Raw genomic sequence first — 14,311 nt, forward strand, 5'->3', positions numbered from 1 at the left:
GGGCGGACGTCGGTCACGCGCGGGATGCCCTCGGTGAGCGTGCCGGTCCTGTCCAGGGCGACGGTGGCGGCGACCGAGACCGCGCACGCCAGTCCGGTGGCGGTCGGAGCACCCCGGGCCGGCCGGAGCGCGTCGTGCCGCCGGAGGAAGCCGCACGCGTGCACGAGGTCCTTGCCGGCGATGCGGGAGCCGCACCGCCGGCAGGCGCCCCGGCCGCTCGACAGCTCCTTCACGCCAGGCGTACGCCGGCCTCGCCGCTCACCTGTCCACTCCCGGAGGCCGTGCAGCCACTGCCGGGTTCCGGATCCGGTACGGGCGTGCCGCAGTGGCACGGTGAAGGGAATGAGCGGCGACGGCCGACCCGCAGGGGTGCCCGGCGCGGCCGCCGGGCACCTGATGGGTGGGGCGCATTGCCGTGCCGCCGCGCGTGGTGCGGACGGCGGCCGGCGCGGCGGCTCGGGGTTCGGTCAGCCGGTGGTGGAGGAGGCCCGGCGCCGGGCCAGCCACCACCCGCCGCCGCCCAGTACGAGCAGCACGGCGATCGCGGAAGCCACGATCAGGCCGGTGGACGAGCCGTCGTCCCGCGCGGCGGCCTGCTTCTCGGCGGGCGTGGCCTCGGCCGCCGCCTCGGCAGGCGTGCTCTGTCCCTGTGCGGTGCTGGGGGTGGTGCTGGTGGACGGGCTGGTGCCGAGCGGGGTCGCGCCCGGTGCCGCGGCCTTCAACTCCAGCACGGGGGCGGGCTGCTCGGACTCGGCACCGCCGGTGGGCAGTTCGATCCATCGGGAGATCTCGCCGTCGCTGTAGGTCTCGACGGTCTTGAACACGAGCTGCTTGGCGTCCGGCAGCTGCCGGACCGTGATGCGGTACTCGGCGTCCACCCCGGTCTTGAGGGCGGGGCCGCCGACGGTGTAACCGTCGGCGAGGGTCTTCAGCTTCCAGCCCTCGGGGGCGTCGGCGAGGGCGACGTCGCCGGGGGTGATGCCTTCGGGCAGGACGACGCGTACCTGGGTGAAGCCGGCTTTGGCGGACTCGGCTTCGGAGACGAAGGTGAGGGTGACGTCCTCGGCGAGGGCCTGCGGGTTGTCGGCCTCGACCTCCGCGTGGGCGGAGGCGGGGCCGGCCAGGGTGAGGGCGGCGGTCAGCGCGGCGGCGCCGGCCACGGCGAAACGGCCCGCGGCGCGGGCGGCGTGATGGACGGACACGAGGTGGCTCCTTGCTGGTGGTGCCGGGCAGCCCGAGGGGGCCGTCCGGGCGAGGGACGAGTCGGGACGCGGGAGCGTCCCGGTGGTCCCCTGCGCACCAGCGCGTGCCACAGAAGGCGCGTCCGGACCTGCGCGAAAGGGGCGAAGCGTTCGGTGACCCGCACGACGGGCAGCGTACGGGCCCGCACGCCTGCCGTGGGCGGCAGCAGCAGGGCGGCGACGGCCGTCGCGGCACCGGCCAGGGCCCGGGCGGCAACCACGGCGACCGCCACGGCCGCATCGGCGCGGTGCAGCAACCAGGCCACCGCCAGCCCGGCAAGCACGTGGACGGCGGTCATGGCGGCGGAAGTCTGATGCCAGGCAGATCCGTTCCCCTCGGCCGTCACCGCATGAGCGTGCATCACGTGACCGGCATGACCGCCGTGGCCCAAGTGGTCCGTCGCCGCGCCGTTCCGGCCGCCGGCGAGCGTGAGCACCAGATGCAGCACGCCCTGTGCGGCGAGCGTGCCGCCGACGACCGAGGCGAGCGAGAAACGGCGGCGGGCAGCGGGCCAGACCACGGCGAACTGAGTCCCCGCCAGCAGTGCCACAAGCCGCCACGGAACCGCCCCGTCGGCCACCGTGTGGTGGCCCAGGGCGGCAAGTACGCTGCCGGCCAGGGCGAACAGCCCGGCCCGGACGCAGGCGACGACGAGGCTCGTGGACGGCCGGCCGGAACGGCCCTCCAGGGGAATCACCTCATCGCCCCCATCGCTCGCCCCTCCGTCTCGCCGCGTTCACAGGCCCGGCTGTGGTCGGCACTGCCTCACGCGCCTGCCGCCGGGCCGCCGCGGGCGCACTCCTCGGAGATACGTGGTCCCTGACGCCGATGTTCAGCCGGGCGGCGCAGAACAGCACGCTGGGACACCTGCTGCCGGTACGCCGGCGTCGCCCCGTACGGAGGGCCGGCCGACGGCGGTTCCGGCGCAGGGGAACGGCAGGAATCCGGCGAGCAGCACCGCGAACTCCGCCGGTCCGGTGTCGTGCTCGTACGCCTCACGCAACAGTTCCTCGGACACCAGATACATGATCACGTCCACGCCGACGCCGAGGGTCCCGGTCGCCGGCGCCGTCACGGTCGCGGCTCCGACACCGACATGGTTGCCGCAGGCGTCCCTCCGGCAGAGCGCAACCGGCGCGGCCGCCGGTCTCCGGAGCCGTACACCGCTGACACGGTGTACGACCGGCCCCACCACCAGCCGCAGGACGACTCCCTGTCCAAAGTGCCCACCGGCGGCCGCCAGCCCGCGGGGTGACGTGACGACCGTCTGCGCCCGCTGAACCGCTCCGGGACCGGTGGGGGCTCCGGAGCGGTTCAACTCGCAGGGACCCGGTTCTCCGGCTCACCGCACGCAGACGGCGGCGGGGGTCACCGCACCGATGGACGCTGGTGGGTGGCCCAGTATTCGGCAGCGGTGATGCCGAGCAGCACAACGTCGTGGTAGCTGCCGGCGAAGAATTCATGCTGGCGAAGCCGTCCCTCCTCGACGAAGCCCAGCTTGCGGTAGAGGGCGAGGGAGGCGTCGTTGAACGCGTAGACCTCTACCTCGCACTTGTTGTGGCGCTGCTCGGCGAACATGTAGGTGAGGAGCAGTTCGGTGGCCTCGGCCGCATATCCCCTGCGGCGGTGATCGCGGGCGATCTCGATGCCCGTCCTGAACCGCCCGGCACGGCTGTCGGTCTCTCCGACTGTCACAGCCCCTGCGAACGCGCGGTCGGCCAGCACCTCGACCACCAGCCGGAATGCCTCACCTCCTGGTGGGCGTCCAGCACGCTCAGCAGTCCAGGAACGAAAGCTCTCGTCCGAGCGTGGAGGTTCGACCAGGTCGGCGTTGCGGACATCGACGGTGTTCTGGGCCAGGTCTCGAAAGCCTTCCCAGTCCTCCGGCTCGACACCCCGCAGGCGTACCTTCCCACCGGTCCACATGTCACTCATCGTGCCCACCAGTTCAGTCGGTTGCAGGCACTGTCGGCCATGCACGTCGAACACCACACGCTATCGGCCGGACGCCGTCGCGCTTTGAGTGAACTCCGCTCCGGTGCCGCTTTCTGCGCGCCTGTCAGGGCCGGGCAGGTCAAGTGGTCTGGAAACGGCAGGAGTCCGTGCCGGTCCGGATGAGGGTGCAACGGAAGGTGACCCGGTCGGCGACGGCCGCACAGAGCCCGGGCTCGTTGAGGATCGTGTCCCACTCGGCGAAGGGGGAGTGGGTCGCCACGGCGGTCGCCGAGTCGGACCGTCACCTCGCACGGCAGGGCGTCTCCGCCCGGACGGCCATCCAGCCGTCCGCCGGCGGCCTGGACCGATTCCTCCGCGCGAACGCCGTCCGCGTCCCCGGCCCGGCCCTGGCGTGCCTGGCCGCCGCGAACCGGGGAAAGGGGCCCGCCGACAACGGGCCTTGACCCGGAATCCCGGCCACGGGCCATGCGGCTTGGACCAGCGCAGTTGATGTTGTCGCGAGGGCTGCCCCGTAGGCGAGGGGACTGCGTTGTCCGAGGCTGGAGCGGCGGCGTCGGGTGTTGCAGCGGTGCAGCCGGCGGAACAGGTCGAGGCGGGCTTCGCGCCCGTCGGCCCAGGCACCGCGGCCCTGGGGAGTCTCCCGCTTGCGGGTCGCGTTGAAGGACCCGGCGAGCGCGTTGTCCGCCGGGCTGCCGACGGCGCTCATGCTCTGGGTCACGCACGTCCGGCGGCAGGCGCCGGCGAAGACCCGGCTCGCGCACCGGGCCCGTGACCGGTGTGCGGGACGGCGCCGGCGAGGCTGCCGCGGCGGCGGTGGAGTCGCGGCCGATGAGGTCGGCTGCCTTCGCGGCGGCCGGGTCAGCGATGGTGGTCCGGTGCTTCCCGCGCAGCCGCAGCCCGGCCAGGCCGACCTGGCGCATGATGCGGGCGATCTGACCCGGGCCCTCGGTCTGGACCCCGCCTCGGTCACCGTCCGGGTCGAGGACGGGCGGCTCCCGCCTCGACGACGCCGGGGACGCGCCACGGCCGTGAGCCGCCGCCACGCCCCACGTCCCGTGTCACCACCGGCCGCGACGTCGTGCGCCGTGTCTCCGATTGCTTTCAGGGGACCATCGGCCCTGGCGGCGACGGGGATGTGGAGGAGCACAGTGGAGAGAGGGATCTTCAAGCCGTCCACTGCGTGACCGGCACGCGGGAAGGAGCTGAGACGATGACCCGTCACAGCACGGTCGGTGAAGTGATGACACGCGATGTCGTCACCGTCCGCCCGGACACCCCGTTCAAAGAGATCACATCCGTCCTGTCCGCCCGCGGCATCAGCGCCGTGCCCGTGGCCGACGCACGCGGAGCGCCGATGGGGCTGGTGTCCGAAGCGGACCTGCTCCGCAGGCAGGCCGAGCAGCCGGACAAGTACGGTGAGCAGCCGGCGCCTCCGGGCTGGCCCCACGAGAGGTCCAAGGCACGCGCGGAGAACGCGGCCGGGCTGATGACCACCCCCGTGGTCACCGCTCGTCCCGACTGGCCGGTCGCCCGGGCGGCCCGCACGATGGACCACCACCGGGTCAGGCGGCTGCTGGTCGTGGACGAGACGGACCGCATCGTCGGCATCGTCAGCCGCTCGGACCTGCTCCGGGTCTTCCTGCGTCCCGACGAGGAGATCCGCGAGGAGATCCGCGACGACGTGCTGAAGGGGGTACTGCGGCTGGGCGGCATGGAGGTGCAGGTGCAGGTCCACGACGGTGTCGTCACCCTGCGCGGCGAGGTCGAGAACCGCAGCACCGCTCAGATCGCCGAACGGCTCGCCAGGGGCGTGGACGGCGTCGTCACGGTCCGGCCGATGATCGACTACACCGTCGACGACGTGGCCGCCCAGGACGTCCGCCCCGGGTCGTCGCGCTGATCCCCGTCGAACACGGCGCGATGACGGCCCGGGCCGCGGTCGTCACGGCCGAGGCCGCCCGGCACCGGCGGGAGCCGTACGGCCCCGGTGCGCGGACGCCGCGCGTGTCGCGGGGCCCGGCCCCCGGCGTTGTACTGGAAGCGGAAGCACCGCCTGACGAGGGGAATGGCCGTGTCGTCGTCCGACCTCCTTCTCCCGGACAAGCCGCAGAGGGTCTTCGACCGGGAGGCCGAGTGGCAGGCACTCGCCGCGTTCGCCTGCGACAGCCGGCCCGAAGCCCGCCTCGGCGTCGTGAGCGGACGGCTCCGGCAGGGCAAGACCTACCTGCTGGGGGCGCTCACCGGTGCCCTGGGAGGTTTCTACTTCGGGGCCCAGCAGGGGACGGAGACCGAGTCGCTGAGCCACCTCGCCGACGAACTCGCCCGCTACCGGAACACGTCTCCCCCGCCTCACTGGCACGGCTGGGAGGACGCCGTCGACGACCTGCTGGCCCTCGGGGACCGGCGTCCGACGCCCATCGTCATCGACGAGTTCCCCGACCTGGTGCGGCAGAGCCCCTCGCTCCCCTCCGTCCTGCACAGTGCCTACCGGCGCCACGACGGCGGACGGCCCGGCCGGGCCCGTCTCCTGCTGAGCGGCAGCTCCATGCCCCTGATGCACCGGCTGTTCAGTGCGGCCTCCCCGCTGCGCGAGCTCAGCGATCTGCACCTCGCCGTGCGCCCGCTCGACCACCGGCGGGCGGCACGGTTCTGGGGCATCGACGACCTCGGCCTCGCCCTGCTCGTGCACGCCGTCGTCGGCGGAACCCCCGCGTACCGGCGCGACTACGTCGGGGACGACGCACCCGCGGGGCGGGAGGACTTCGACGCGTGGGTGTCCAGGAGCGTGCTCAACCCCGGCAAGCCCCTGTTCCGCGAGGCGTACCACCTGCTCCAGGAGGAGATCGACCACAAGGACCGTGCCCTGTGCCACTCCGCCCTCAGCGCGGTCGCCTCGGGCTGCTCGACCCAGGGCCAGGTCGCGGACTGCCTCGGGGCTCCCCTGACCGACACCGCGCGCTGTCTCGGGCTGCTGCGGGAGCACGGCCTGCTGCACAGCGAGGCCGACGCCTTCCGGCCCGGCCTCATCAGGCTGCGCGTCGCCGAGCCGCTGCTGGCCTTCGAACACGCGGCCGTACGCCCCTACCGGTCGGCCCTGGAACAGCAGGACCCCGTCGCGGTCTGGAAGCACGCCCGCCCGGTCTTCGACTCCCTGGTGGTGCGACCCCACTTCGCCCAGATCTGCCGCGACTGGGTCCTCCACCTCGCCGACCCGGACGTCTTCGGCGCCCGTCCCGGGTCGGTGGCCCACGGGACACTGGCCGACCCGGCGCACCCCGGTGGTGCGGACGTGGCGGCGGAAGTGGTCGTACGCGGCCACGGCACCGCCCGCGACGGGACCCTGCTGTCGGTGGGCCTGGCCCGGTGGGACGAGGTCATGGACCTGCGCCATCTGGAACGTCTCCGCGGTGTCCTCGACCTCCTCGCCCGCCGCGGCGAGGACGTCACCCGCACCCGGCCGGCCTGCTACAGCGGCGCCGGTTTCAGCCCCGCCCTGCGCGACGCCGAAGCCCGGGGGCGGGTCGTACTCGCCGGCCTCGACCGGCTGTACGGACGGACGTAGCCCTCACGCCCTCGGCCTGCCCCCTCCGGGCCCGCCACCGGCTCCCCCTCACGGGACGTGCCGCGCGGGGCGGGTGGCGACATGGAGTACGTGCTCCAGGGGGCCGCGCCGGAAGCGGTGGGTCCACGCGGTCGCGAGGAGCGTGGCGGCCGCGACGAAGGCGAGGAGTACCGGCAGTGCGGACATGGTGTCGTCCGCGATCGCCGGCACCTCCCACACGTCGGCGAAGAGCCACAGGGCGACGATGTGCAGGACGTAGGCGGTCAGCGCCGTCATGCCGACCACCGAGACCGGCCTGGCCAGGCGGGTGAGGCGGGGCATCGTGCCGGCGACGGTCAGGCAGACGGCCAGCACGACGAGGGCGACGCCCGTGTTGCCGAGGATGGAGAAGGTCGTCTGGCTGTGGGGTGCGGCCACCAGCAGCCAGGCCGCCGGGGTGCTGTTCTCGGGTTCGCCGACGGTGTCGGACCACCATGCGGACGACGCCGATCCGCTGCCCGTGGCGCGCGCGACGGCGGAAAGGGCGTGGGGTACCAGGCGCAGCGCCAGCCAGGAGCCGCCGTAGCCGAGCAGGGCGAGGGCGCCGCCCGCGAGGGCCAGCCGGGAGCGGACACCGGGCCCGGCGAGGTCGAGCCTGGCCACCGCCATGCCCGCGAGCAGGAACGGCATCCAGGTGAGGGCCGGATACTCGCCGGTGAACAGGAGCTCCACCACCCCGCGGGTACCGGTGATCCGGGCCAGCGGGTCCCCGGCGATGACGGCGTCCGCCCAGTTCCCCTCCTCCATCGACTTCCGCAGCACGTAGAGGACCTGGGGGAGGACGAGTGCCTCCGCGACGGCGATGAGCGCCAGCGTCCTGGCCCGCAGCCGGTACAGGGGGAGGACCGCGAGGAAGAGCAGTCCGTAGAAGCTCAGGATGACGTCGACCCCGGTGCCCAGGGCGGTCAGGGCGTAGCCGAGCACCATGAGGACGGCGGCGCGGATCACCATCCTCGCCACGGCCTGGCGGCCGGCGCGTCCCGTCCTCGGACGCGGACGGCCGGTGATGAGGACCAGCGAGAAGCCGGCGAGCACCGCGAAGAGGGCGGAGGAGCGGCCCCGCGCCGTCTCCAGCAGGAATCCCACCGGCCCGCCGACCGTCACGTCGGGGCCGACGTGGGCCGAGTACATGCCGAAGACCGCGAGCCCGCGGGCGAGGTCGATGCCGATCAGCCGCCCCGACGACGGCGTGCCGGCGGAGGGCGGCGGGGAGGCGGGGGGACGGTCCGTCTTCAGTCCGGCCCGAGCCTCGGGGGGCACCTCGGTCGGCACAGCCGACGATACGTTCTGCGTCATGCTCTCAGCCTTTGCCCCGCGCCCGGCGCCGTCACCCCGGTGTCCTGCCGAAAGCACCCCGCCGACCGGCCGAAGCAACCCGGTCGACTGACCGGGGGCGTGGGGCGTACGGCCGATCGGTGGGCGCACGCGTCGAACCGGTTCGTGGACACTCCCGGCGTGGTACGGATCGGAGGCGGGCATGCGACGAGCGGAGCACTGGTTGATCCGGGTACTGGTGGTCGACGACGAGGCCCTGGTTCGCGGGGGTTTCACGTACATCCTCAACAGGGCGGACGACATCGAGGTCGTGGCGGCGGTCCCCGGCGGCCAGGCCGTCCGGGCGGTGCGTGAGGCGCGCCCCGACGTCGTCCTGCTGGACATCCGGATGCCGGACGTGGACGGGCTCACCGTCCTGGCCGACCTCCGCCGTATGCCGGAGCCCCCGGTCGTGGCCATGCTCACCACGTTCGACGCCGACGAGTACGTGGCGACCGCGCTGCGCTCGGGCGCCGCCGGGTTCCTGCTCAAGGACACCGACCCGGAGCAGCTTCCGCATCTCGTCAGGGCCCTGGCCGAGGGCGGGACGGTGCTGTCGTCGAAGGTCACCCGCACGGTGGTGGACGCCTATCTCGGCACGGGTGTGCGCGAGCCCGCCGCGCGCCTCACCGCCCGGCTGACCCGGCGCGAGCGGGCGGTCCTCGTCCTCATGGCCGAAGGGCTCGGCAACACGGACATCGGCAAGCGGATGCACCTGAGCACCGGCACCGTCAAGGGCCACGTCAGCGCCGTGCTCGGCAAACTGGAGGTCGGCAGCCGTGTGCAGGCCGTCCTGATCGCCGAACGCGCGGGTCTGCTCGGCCCGGCGCGGGACGGGAACGGCCGATGAACAACCGGCGGCCGCCCGCTCCGCTGCTGGACGCCGCCCTCGTCGGGGTCTCGCTGGCGAACGCCTGGGTGAACGTCGACTTCGAGGAGCAGCCGGCCATGGCCTGCGCGCTGCTCGGCGCGTGCGCCCTCGCCCTGCGGCGCCGTCTGCCGCTGACCACCTTCGTGCTCACGGTCCCCACCGCCCTGATCACCGACGCGGTGTTCGCCACGACGGCGGCGCTGTACACACTGTCCTCGCTCAGCCGCCACCGCGTCCTGCTGGTCGGCTGCGCCCTGGCCTACGGGGTCACCGACTTCCTGCCCTGGCCGTGGTGGGCCCTGAAGACGTCCCAGCTCTCCGGCACCCGCAACCTCGTTCACCTCAGCTACACCCTGGCCACCGCGGCCGCCCCCGTCTTCCTCGGCCAACTCGTCCAGGCCCGGCGCGAACTGTCGTTGCGGCTCACCGAGATCACCGAGGCTCGCGAGCACGAACGGCTGCTCGCCTCCCAGAGCGTCCTGGCACAGGAACGCGCACAGCTCGCCCGCGAAATGCACGACGTGGTCTCCCACCAGGTCAGCCTCATCGCCGTACAGGCCGGGGCCCTCCAGGTCGGCGGCCGGGACGCCGAGACCAGGCAGGCCGCGGCCACGATCCGGCAGCTCAGCGTGCAGACCCTGGACGAGCTGCGGCACATGGTCAGCGTGCTGCGCGCCTCCGGCATCCGCCCCACGGAACTCACTCCCCAGCCGTCCCTCGCCGACCTGCGGCGACTGGTCGACGGCAGCGGCATCGAGGCCAAACTGGAGACGGACCTGCCCGAGGACCTTCCGCCCACGGTCCAGCGCGCCGTCTACCGCACCGTCCAGGAAGCCCTGACCAACGTCCGCAAGCACGCCCCCGGCGCGACGGCGACCGTCCGCGTCCGCTGTGTGGACGGCACGGTCCTCGCCACCGTCACCAACACCGCTCCCACGCGCCCCTCGCTCCCCCTGCCCAGCGCCCACCACGGCCTCGCGGGCCTGGGCCAGCGCGCCGAACTCCTCGGCGGCACCGTCACCGCCGGCCCCACGGCCGACGGCGGCTACGAACTCCGCCTGGAAGTGCCCTTCGTGCAGAACCGTTGACTTCCCGCACGCCGCGCCGGCTCCGTGGGCGTGCTCCCCGCACCACCTGTGTGCGCACCGGTGCCGAGGGTCCGGCAGCGGGGCTGTCATCGCCCGCCACAGGTACCGGACCGTCATCTTCCGTTCCGACGGGGGCGGTGCACGGACCGGGTGACCGAAGCGGGATCAGCCGGGTTCCTCACGGCGGGNGGGAGTCGGGCGGGCCGACGGGCGCGAAGAGCAGCCGCACCGGTAACACGCGACACGTACGGCCCTGTTGACGCGTTTCAACGGTGATCATAGGCTCCGTCGCCGTCGGCTCCGGCTCGGGGCCGCTGCTCGTCCGCACCACCTGCACCGCCCCGTTCCCACCACCTCGGGAGGAGCATGTGAAAAGACGTCGCGCGGCGGCCTGGGCCGCCTCGGTACTCGTCATCACCCTCGCATCGACCGGTGCGCTCGCCGGCCCCGTCACCGCGGCGCCCGGCGTGGCGTCCGGGCCCGCCGCCCCGGCGCAGGCCCGGACGGGTGCGGTCGCCACCGCGACCGACCCCGTCACGCACGAGCAGAACGACCGCGTCCCCAAGGGCTCGGTCTGGACCCAGCACTACTTCCCGTCCTCGGACCGCTCCGGCACCGAGCTGCACGCCGACGTCCTGCTGCCCGAGAAGCTGCCCAGGGGCAAGAAGGTGCCCGTCATCCTGTCGGTCGGCCCGTACTTCGGGCACTCCGGGCAGACCGGCCCCGAGGGCTGGACGCACACCGGCCCCTCGTCCCGCTTCCTGGACTTCGTCGAGGGCACCGACCTGTTCGCCCGCGGCTACGCCTTCGTCATGGTGGACCTGCGCGGCTTCGGCGGCTCCACCGGCTGCCTCGACTGGGCCGGTCCCGGCGAGCAGGCGGACGTCAGGGCCGCGGTCGACTGGGCCGCGGGACAGCCGTGGAGCACCGGCGCGGTCGGCATGTACGGCAAGTCCTACGACGCCGTCACGGGCCTGATCGGCAACAACCTGGGCCAGAAGGCGCTCAAGGCCGTCGTCGCCCAGGAGCCCGTGTGGGACATGTACCAGTACATCTACTCCAACGGCGTGCCCCGCCCGAACGTCACCGGTACCGCCAACGCCTACAACTCCATCGCCACGATGGCCCCGATGACGGACGACGACGCGCGCTACCAGGCCAACGCCCGGTGGGAGGAGACCCACCCGGAGTGCCTGACGCAGAACGCGGCCGGGTACAGGATCGCCGACCAGTGGGACAAGCACTGGACCGACCGTGACCTGGCGAGGATGGCCAGGGGAAGCCGCACTCCGCTGTTCGTCACCCAGGGCTTCATCGAGAACAACACCAAGCCCGAGGAGATGCAGGAGTACCTCGACCACCACGTGGGCCCCGAGCGCGGGTGGCTCGGCCAGTGGGAGCACGTGCGCGGCGGCGACCGCACCGGTGACGGGCGTCTGTCCATGGGCCGCGAGGGCTGGTACGACGAGACCCTCTCCTTCTACGACCAGTACCTCAAGGGCATCAAGCCGAAGGTCCGCCACCCTGCCTACGCCGTGGAGGACTCCACCGGTGCCTGGCGTGCCCAGAGCACCTGGCCGGTCGTGAAGCGGTCCGTCACCCTCCCGCTCGGCGGCGGTTCGTACGTGGACGACGGCGGCGCCTCCGCCCGCGCGGCCCTGGCCGCGTCCGGCGAGCCGGTGCCGTCGGCCACCGCTCAGCCGTCCGGGAAGTGGGACATGGAGAACGCGCCCGCGCTCGACCCGGCCGCGCCGAAGGGCCTGGCCAAGGGGCTGGCGAAGCTCCAGAGGGCCGGGAAGGTCACGTCGAGCTTCTTCGTGTGGTCCCAGCCGGTCGAGCAGGCCGTGCGCGTCACCGGCACCCCGCGGATCTCCCTGACCGCCAAGGGGGAGGGCAACGTCATGCTCAAGCTGTACGACGTCGCCCCGGACGGTACCGCCGTCATGTTCGACGAGCAGGTCTCCCTGCTGCGCCCGGGCCGGATGACCGTCGACCTCAAGGCGACCGACTGGACCCTGGCGGCCGGGCACGTCCTGGCCGTGGAGATCGGTTCCATCCAGACCGGCTCGTGGCGTGCCACGCCCTCCGGGAAGAAGATCGAGGTCAAGGGCGCGCAGCTCGGGCTGGCCCTGGACGACCCGGCCCGTGACACCGCCACCGCCGGCGCCCGCTCACCGTTCCTGGACACCTATCTGCGCCAGTACACGGTGAGTCTGCCGGCCGGTCCCGCGACGTTCACGGTCGTCCCCGGCGGCCGCCTCTGACACCAGGGCCGGCGCCGGCCGCCAGGGCTTCCGGGCACGGCCCGGAGCACCGGCCGGCGCCGGCCCGCACCCGCGTCTCCCGATCGCCGGATACTCGACGGCACCACGGGTACTCGTCGGTCATGTCCGAGCAATTTCAGATCGAGCCCATGGGCGATCACGACTATCTGGTGCGTGCCCGGTACAGCGGTGGCGTGATCGAGTCGCGGTTCCAGGCGAGCCCGGACGTCGTCGGCCTGCTCGACGTGGCGGAGGACGACGAACAGCGGGTGATCGAGGAGACCGTCCTCTATCTCAGCGAGCGGCAGCCGGTCATGGACATTCCCCCACTGGTCGACCTCGACGACGTCGCCGCCGCCTACGGCGACCAGTACATCGACGAAGTGAGCCGGCGCCTGAAGCACGCGTGAGGCAGACCGCCCGGCACCGCTTGGCACCTCGTCCCGCGGCGCCCGCCGCCGTGCCCCGCGCGGTTGCGGATCCTGTCGGCGGGGGACGCTGACAGGGAGCGCCCGACACGTTCGAACGGGGCCACTCAGGAGGCTTCATGTACAGCAAGGCCACAGTCGCCGGCCACCCCGTCCACCCGATGCTGATCGGCTTCCCGGTCGCCTTCTACACGGGGACCCTCGCGGGCTTCGCCGTGTACGCGGCCACCGGGCACCAGTTCTGGCTCAACCTGGCGATCGCGCTGAACGTCGTCGGCGTCGGCAGCGCCCTGCTCGCCGCGCTCCCGGGATTCGTCGACTGGTCCTTCGGCATCCCCCGCGGCTCGGCCGCCAAGACCGTCGGCCTGGCCCACGCCGGTCTCAACGTGGCCGCGCTCGTGCTGTTCGCCATCAGCCTGGGGACGTACGTCACCCACTGGAACGGCCCGGCCACCGGGACCACCCCCGGCCTCGCGCTCACCTCGGCCGGGGTCGCCTGCACCATCGCCGCCGGCTTCCTCGGCTGGACGCTGGTCCAGGACTACCACGTCGGCATCCACCTCACCCCGGGGCAGGCACGTGACGAGCTCGCGGTGCAGGACGTGCACCGGCTCGGCGCCCACCGGCACCGTGCGGCCTGACCGGCGGGGTGCCGTCATGACCGCACGGATCACCTGCCGCCGCGTCTACGAGGAGACCTCGCCGCAGGACGGCAAGCGGGTTCTCGTCGACCGGGTCTGGCCGCGGGGCATGCGCAAGGAGGACGCGCACCTGGACGAGTGGCTGCGCGATGTCGCCCCGTCCAGCGAACTGCGCCGCTGGTACGGCCACGAGCCGTCCCGTTTCGCGGAGTTCCGTCGCCGCTACCGTGCCGAGCTGCGCGACGCGGGGCACCGTGAGGCGGCCCGGCACCTGCTGGACCTCGCCGCCCGTGACCGGCTCACACTGCTGACCGCCACCAAGGACGTGGACCACAGCCAGGCAGCCGTCCTGGCCGAGTGGCTGGCCGGGCACGAGCACGCCGGCACCTGAGCCCGGGTCGCCGCCGCCCCGTGCCGCCGCCCCGTGCCACTGCCCTGTGCCGTTGCCGGGCGGGCGTCGACGGGACAGCGTCGGCGGAGCACCGTCACTGGTGCGGATGCGGCGCTGTCTCGTCCATCGCGTACAGGGCCAGAGTGGAGTGGGCGTAGGCGCCGCCGGCGCGCATCTCTGCGGCGACCCAGATGGCCTCCATGATCTCTTCGGGTCCGGCTCCTTTGCGCCGTGCGAGGCGGGTGTGCCCCTGGATGCAGTACGGGCACTGCGTGACATGCGCGACGGCCACGGCGATCAGCTGCTTGGTCTTCTCCGGCAGGGCCCCTTCGGCGAACACGGCGCGGCTGAAGTTCTCGAACGCCTCGTCGACGGCTGGGGCGAGCTGTGCCCGGCGGGCGCCGATCTCAGGGGTGGCCGGATGGTAGACGGACTCGGTCATCTGCTCGTCTCCTGGTTCTCGTCCACTCGTGCAGATCCGTCGTATCAGCGCGGAAGTGCCACTGGCAGGCGGG

17 protein-coding genes and 1 pseudogene are annotated in these 14,311 nt (G+C 73.0%); 9 read left to right on the top strand and 9 right to left on the bottom strand.

The genetic code is table 11. From position 1 onward, the window contains the following. The 6 genes from RH94_RS41965 to RH94_RS40535 form a co-directional block, all read right to left on the bottom strand. Positions 1-233 (bottom strand): hypothetical protein (locus tag RH94_RS41965; RefSeq protein ID WP_234425463.1); only part of this gene is annotated, 233 nt, incomplete at its 3' end. Between the two features lie 234 nt (positions 234-467). Further along, entirely contained in the window at positions 468-1,202 is a 735-nt protein-coding gene (locus RH94_RS01955; RefSeq protein WP_073945949.1) for a DUF1775 domain-containing protein, read from the bottom strand. After that, positions 1,139-1,939: a hypothetical protein gene (locus tag RH94_RS01960; protein WP_234425464.1), complete on the bottom strand. Its 801-nt coding sequence runs from the start codon at positions 1,937-1,939 to the stop codon at positions 1,139-1,141. Before RH94_RS01960 ends, RH94_RS01955 begins: the two co-directional genes overlap by 64 nt. Positions 1,940-2,074: 135 nt before the next feature. Further along, positions 2,075-2,317 carry a hypothetical protein gene (locus RH94_RS01965; RefSeq protein ID WP_143203938.1) on the bottom strand — a complete coding sequence of 81 codons (243 nt, stop codon included), beginning with the start codon at positions 2,315-2,317 and terminating at the stop codon, positions 2,075-2,077. 293 nt (positions 2,318-2,610) lie between these two features. Further along, a complete protein-coding gene (locus tag RH94_RS01970) occupies positions 2,611-3,177 on the bottom strand; it encodes a GNAT family N-acetyltransferase (RefSeq protein ID WP_073945951.1) in 567 nt (188 codons plus the stop codon). A 139-nt stretch (positions 3,178-3,316) separates the two neighbouring features. Continuing rightward, positions 3,317-3,457 (bottom strand): ATP-binding protein, encoded by a 141-nt coding sequence (locus RH94_RS40535; RefSeq protein ID WP_158073002.1) that lies wholly within the window; start codon positions 3,455-3,457, stop codon positions 3,317-3,319. Between RH94_RS40535 and RH94_RS41970 the strand changes: the two genes are divergently transcribed. Further along, entirely contained in the window at positions 3,423-3,641 is a 219-nt protein-coding gene (locus tag RH94_RS41970) for a hypothetical protein (protein ID WP_234425472.1), read from the top strand. The genes RH94_RS40535 and RH94_RS41970 overlap by 35 nt on opposite strands. A gap of 89 nt (positions 3,642-3,730) precedes the next feature. Here RH94_RS41970 and RH94_RS46525 read toward each other — a convergent pair. Continuing rightward, positions 3,731-4,420: pseudogene (locus RH94_RS46525) on the bottom strand (integrase core domain-containing protein); the annotation flags it as partial. Here RH94_RS46525 and RH94_RS01980 point away from each other — a divergent pair. Then, positions 4,409-5,098 carry a CBS domain-containing protein gene (locus RH94_RS01980; RefSeq protein ID WP_073945953.1) on the top strand — a complete coding sequence of 230 codons (690 nt, stop codon included), beginning with the start codon at positions 4,409-4,411 and terminating at the stop codon, positions 5,096-5,098. The pseudogene RH94_RS46525 and the gene RH94_RS01980 overlap by 12 nt on opposite strands. A gap of 171 nt (positions 5,099-5,269) precedes the next feature. After that, positions 5,270-6,760 (top strand): AAA family ATPase, encoded by a 1,491-nt coding sequence (locus RH94_RS01985; RefSeq protein ID WP_079188856.1) that lies wholly within the window; start codon positions 5,270-5,272, stop codon positions 6,758-6,760. 48 nt (positions 6,761-6,808) lie between these two features. Here RH94_RS01985 and RH94_RS01990 read toward each other — a convergent pair whose 3' ends face one another. Further along, positions 6,809-8,095 carry a DUF418 domain-containing protein gene (locus tag RH94_RS01990; RefSeq protein WP_073945955.1) on the bottom strand — a complete coding sequence of 429 codons (1,287 nt, stop codon included), beginning with the start codon at positions 8,093-8,095 and terminating at the stop codon, positions 6,809-6,811. Positions 8,096-8,297: 202 nt separating this feature from the next. Here RH94_RS01990 and RH94_RS01995 point away from each other — a divergent pair, with 202 nt between their 5' ends. From RH94_RS01995 to RH94_RS02020, 6 genes are all read left to right on the top strand, one after another. Next, positions 8,298-8,963 (top strand): response regulator, encoded by a 666-nt coding sequence (locus RH94_RS01995; RefSeq protein ID WP_073945956.1) that lies wholly within the window; start codon positions 8,298-8,300, stop codon positions 8,961-8,963. After that, positions 8,960-10,072, top strand: a complete 1,113-nt coding sequence (locus RH94_RS02000) for a sensor histidine kinase (protein ID WP_073945957.1) — start codon at positions 8,960-8,962, stop codon at positions 10,070-10,072. The genes RH94_RS01995 and RH94_RS02000 overlap by 4 nt, the downstream gene beginning before the upstream one ends. 368 nt (positions 10,073-10,440) lie before the next feature. Then, positions 10,441-12,336 (top strand): CocE/NonD family hydrolase, encoded by a 1,896-nt coding sequence (locus RH94_RS02005; protein ID WP_073945958.1) that lies wholly within the window; start codon positions 10,441-10,443, stop codon positions 12,334-12,336. Positions 12,337-12,458: 122 nt separating this feature from the next. Continuing rightward, the gene (locus RH94_RS02010; RefSeq protein WP_073945959.1) at positions 12,459-12,746 is read left to right on the top strand and encodes a hypothetical protein; all 288 of its coding nucleotides are present in this window, start codon (positions 12,459-12,461) and stop codon (positions 12,744-12,746) included. Between the two features lie 137 nt (positions 12,747-12,883). Continuing rightward, on the top strand, positions 12,884-13,405 hold the full coding sequence (locus RH94_RS02015; RefSeq protein ID WP_073945960.1) for a DUF2231 domain-containing protein: 522 nt from the start codon (positions 12,884-12,886) through the stop codon (positions 13,403-13,405). Between the two features lie 16 nt (positions 13,406-13,421). Beyond that, the gene (locus tag RH94_RS02020; RefSeq protein WP_073945979.1) at positions 13,422-13,796 is read left to right on the top strand and encodes a DUF488 domain-containing protein; all 375 of its coding nucleotides are present in this window, start codon (positions 13,422-13,424) and stop codon (positions 13,794-13,796) included. Positions 13,797-13,890: 94 nt separating this feature from the next. Here the strand turns inward: RH94_RS02020 and RH94_RS02025 are convergent, their stop codons facing one another. Then, on the bottom strand, positions 13,891-14,238 hold the full coding sequence (locus tag RH94_RS02025; RefSeq protein WP_073945961.1) for a carboxymuconolactone decarboxylase family protein: 348 nt from the start codon (positions 14,236-14,238) through the stop codon (positions 13,891-13,893). Between the last annotated feature and the right edge of the window lie 73 nt (positions 14,239-14,311).

The sequence above is a fragment of the Streptomyces kebangsaanensis genome (assembly GCF_001906585.1).
In the GTDB taxonomy this organism is placed as follows: domain Bacteria; phylum Actinomycetota; class Actinomycetes; order Streptomycetales; family Streptomycetaceae; genus Streptomyces; species Streptomyces kebangsaanensis.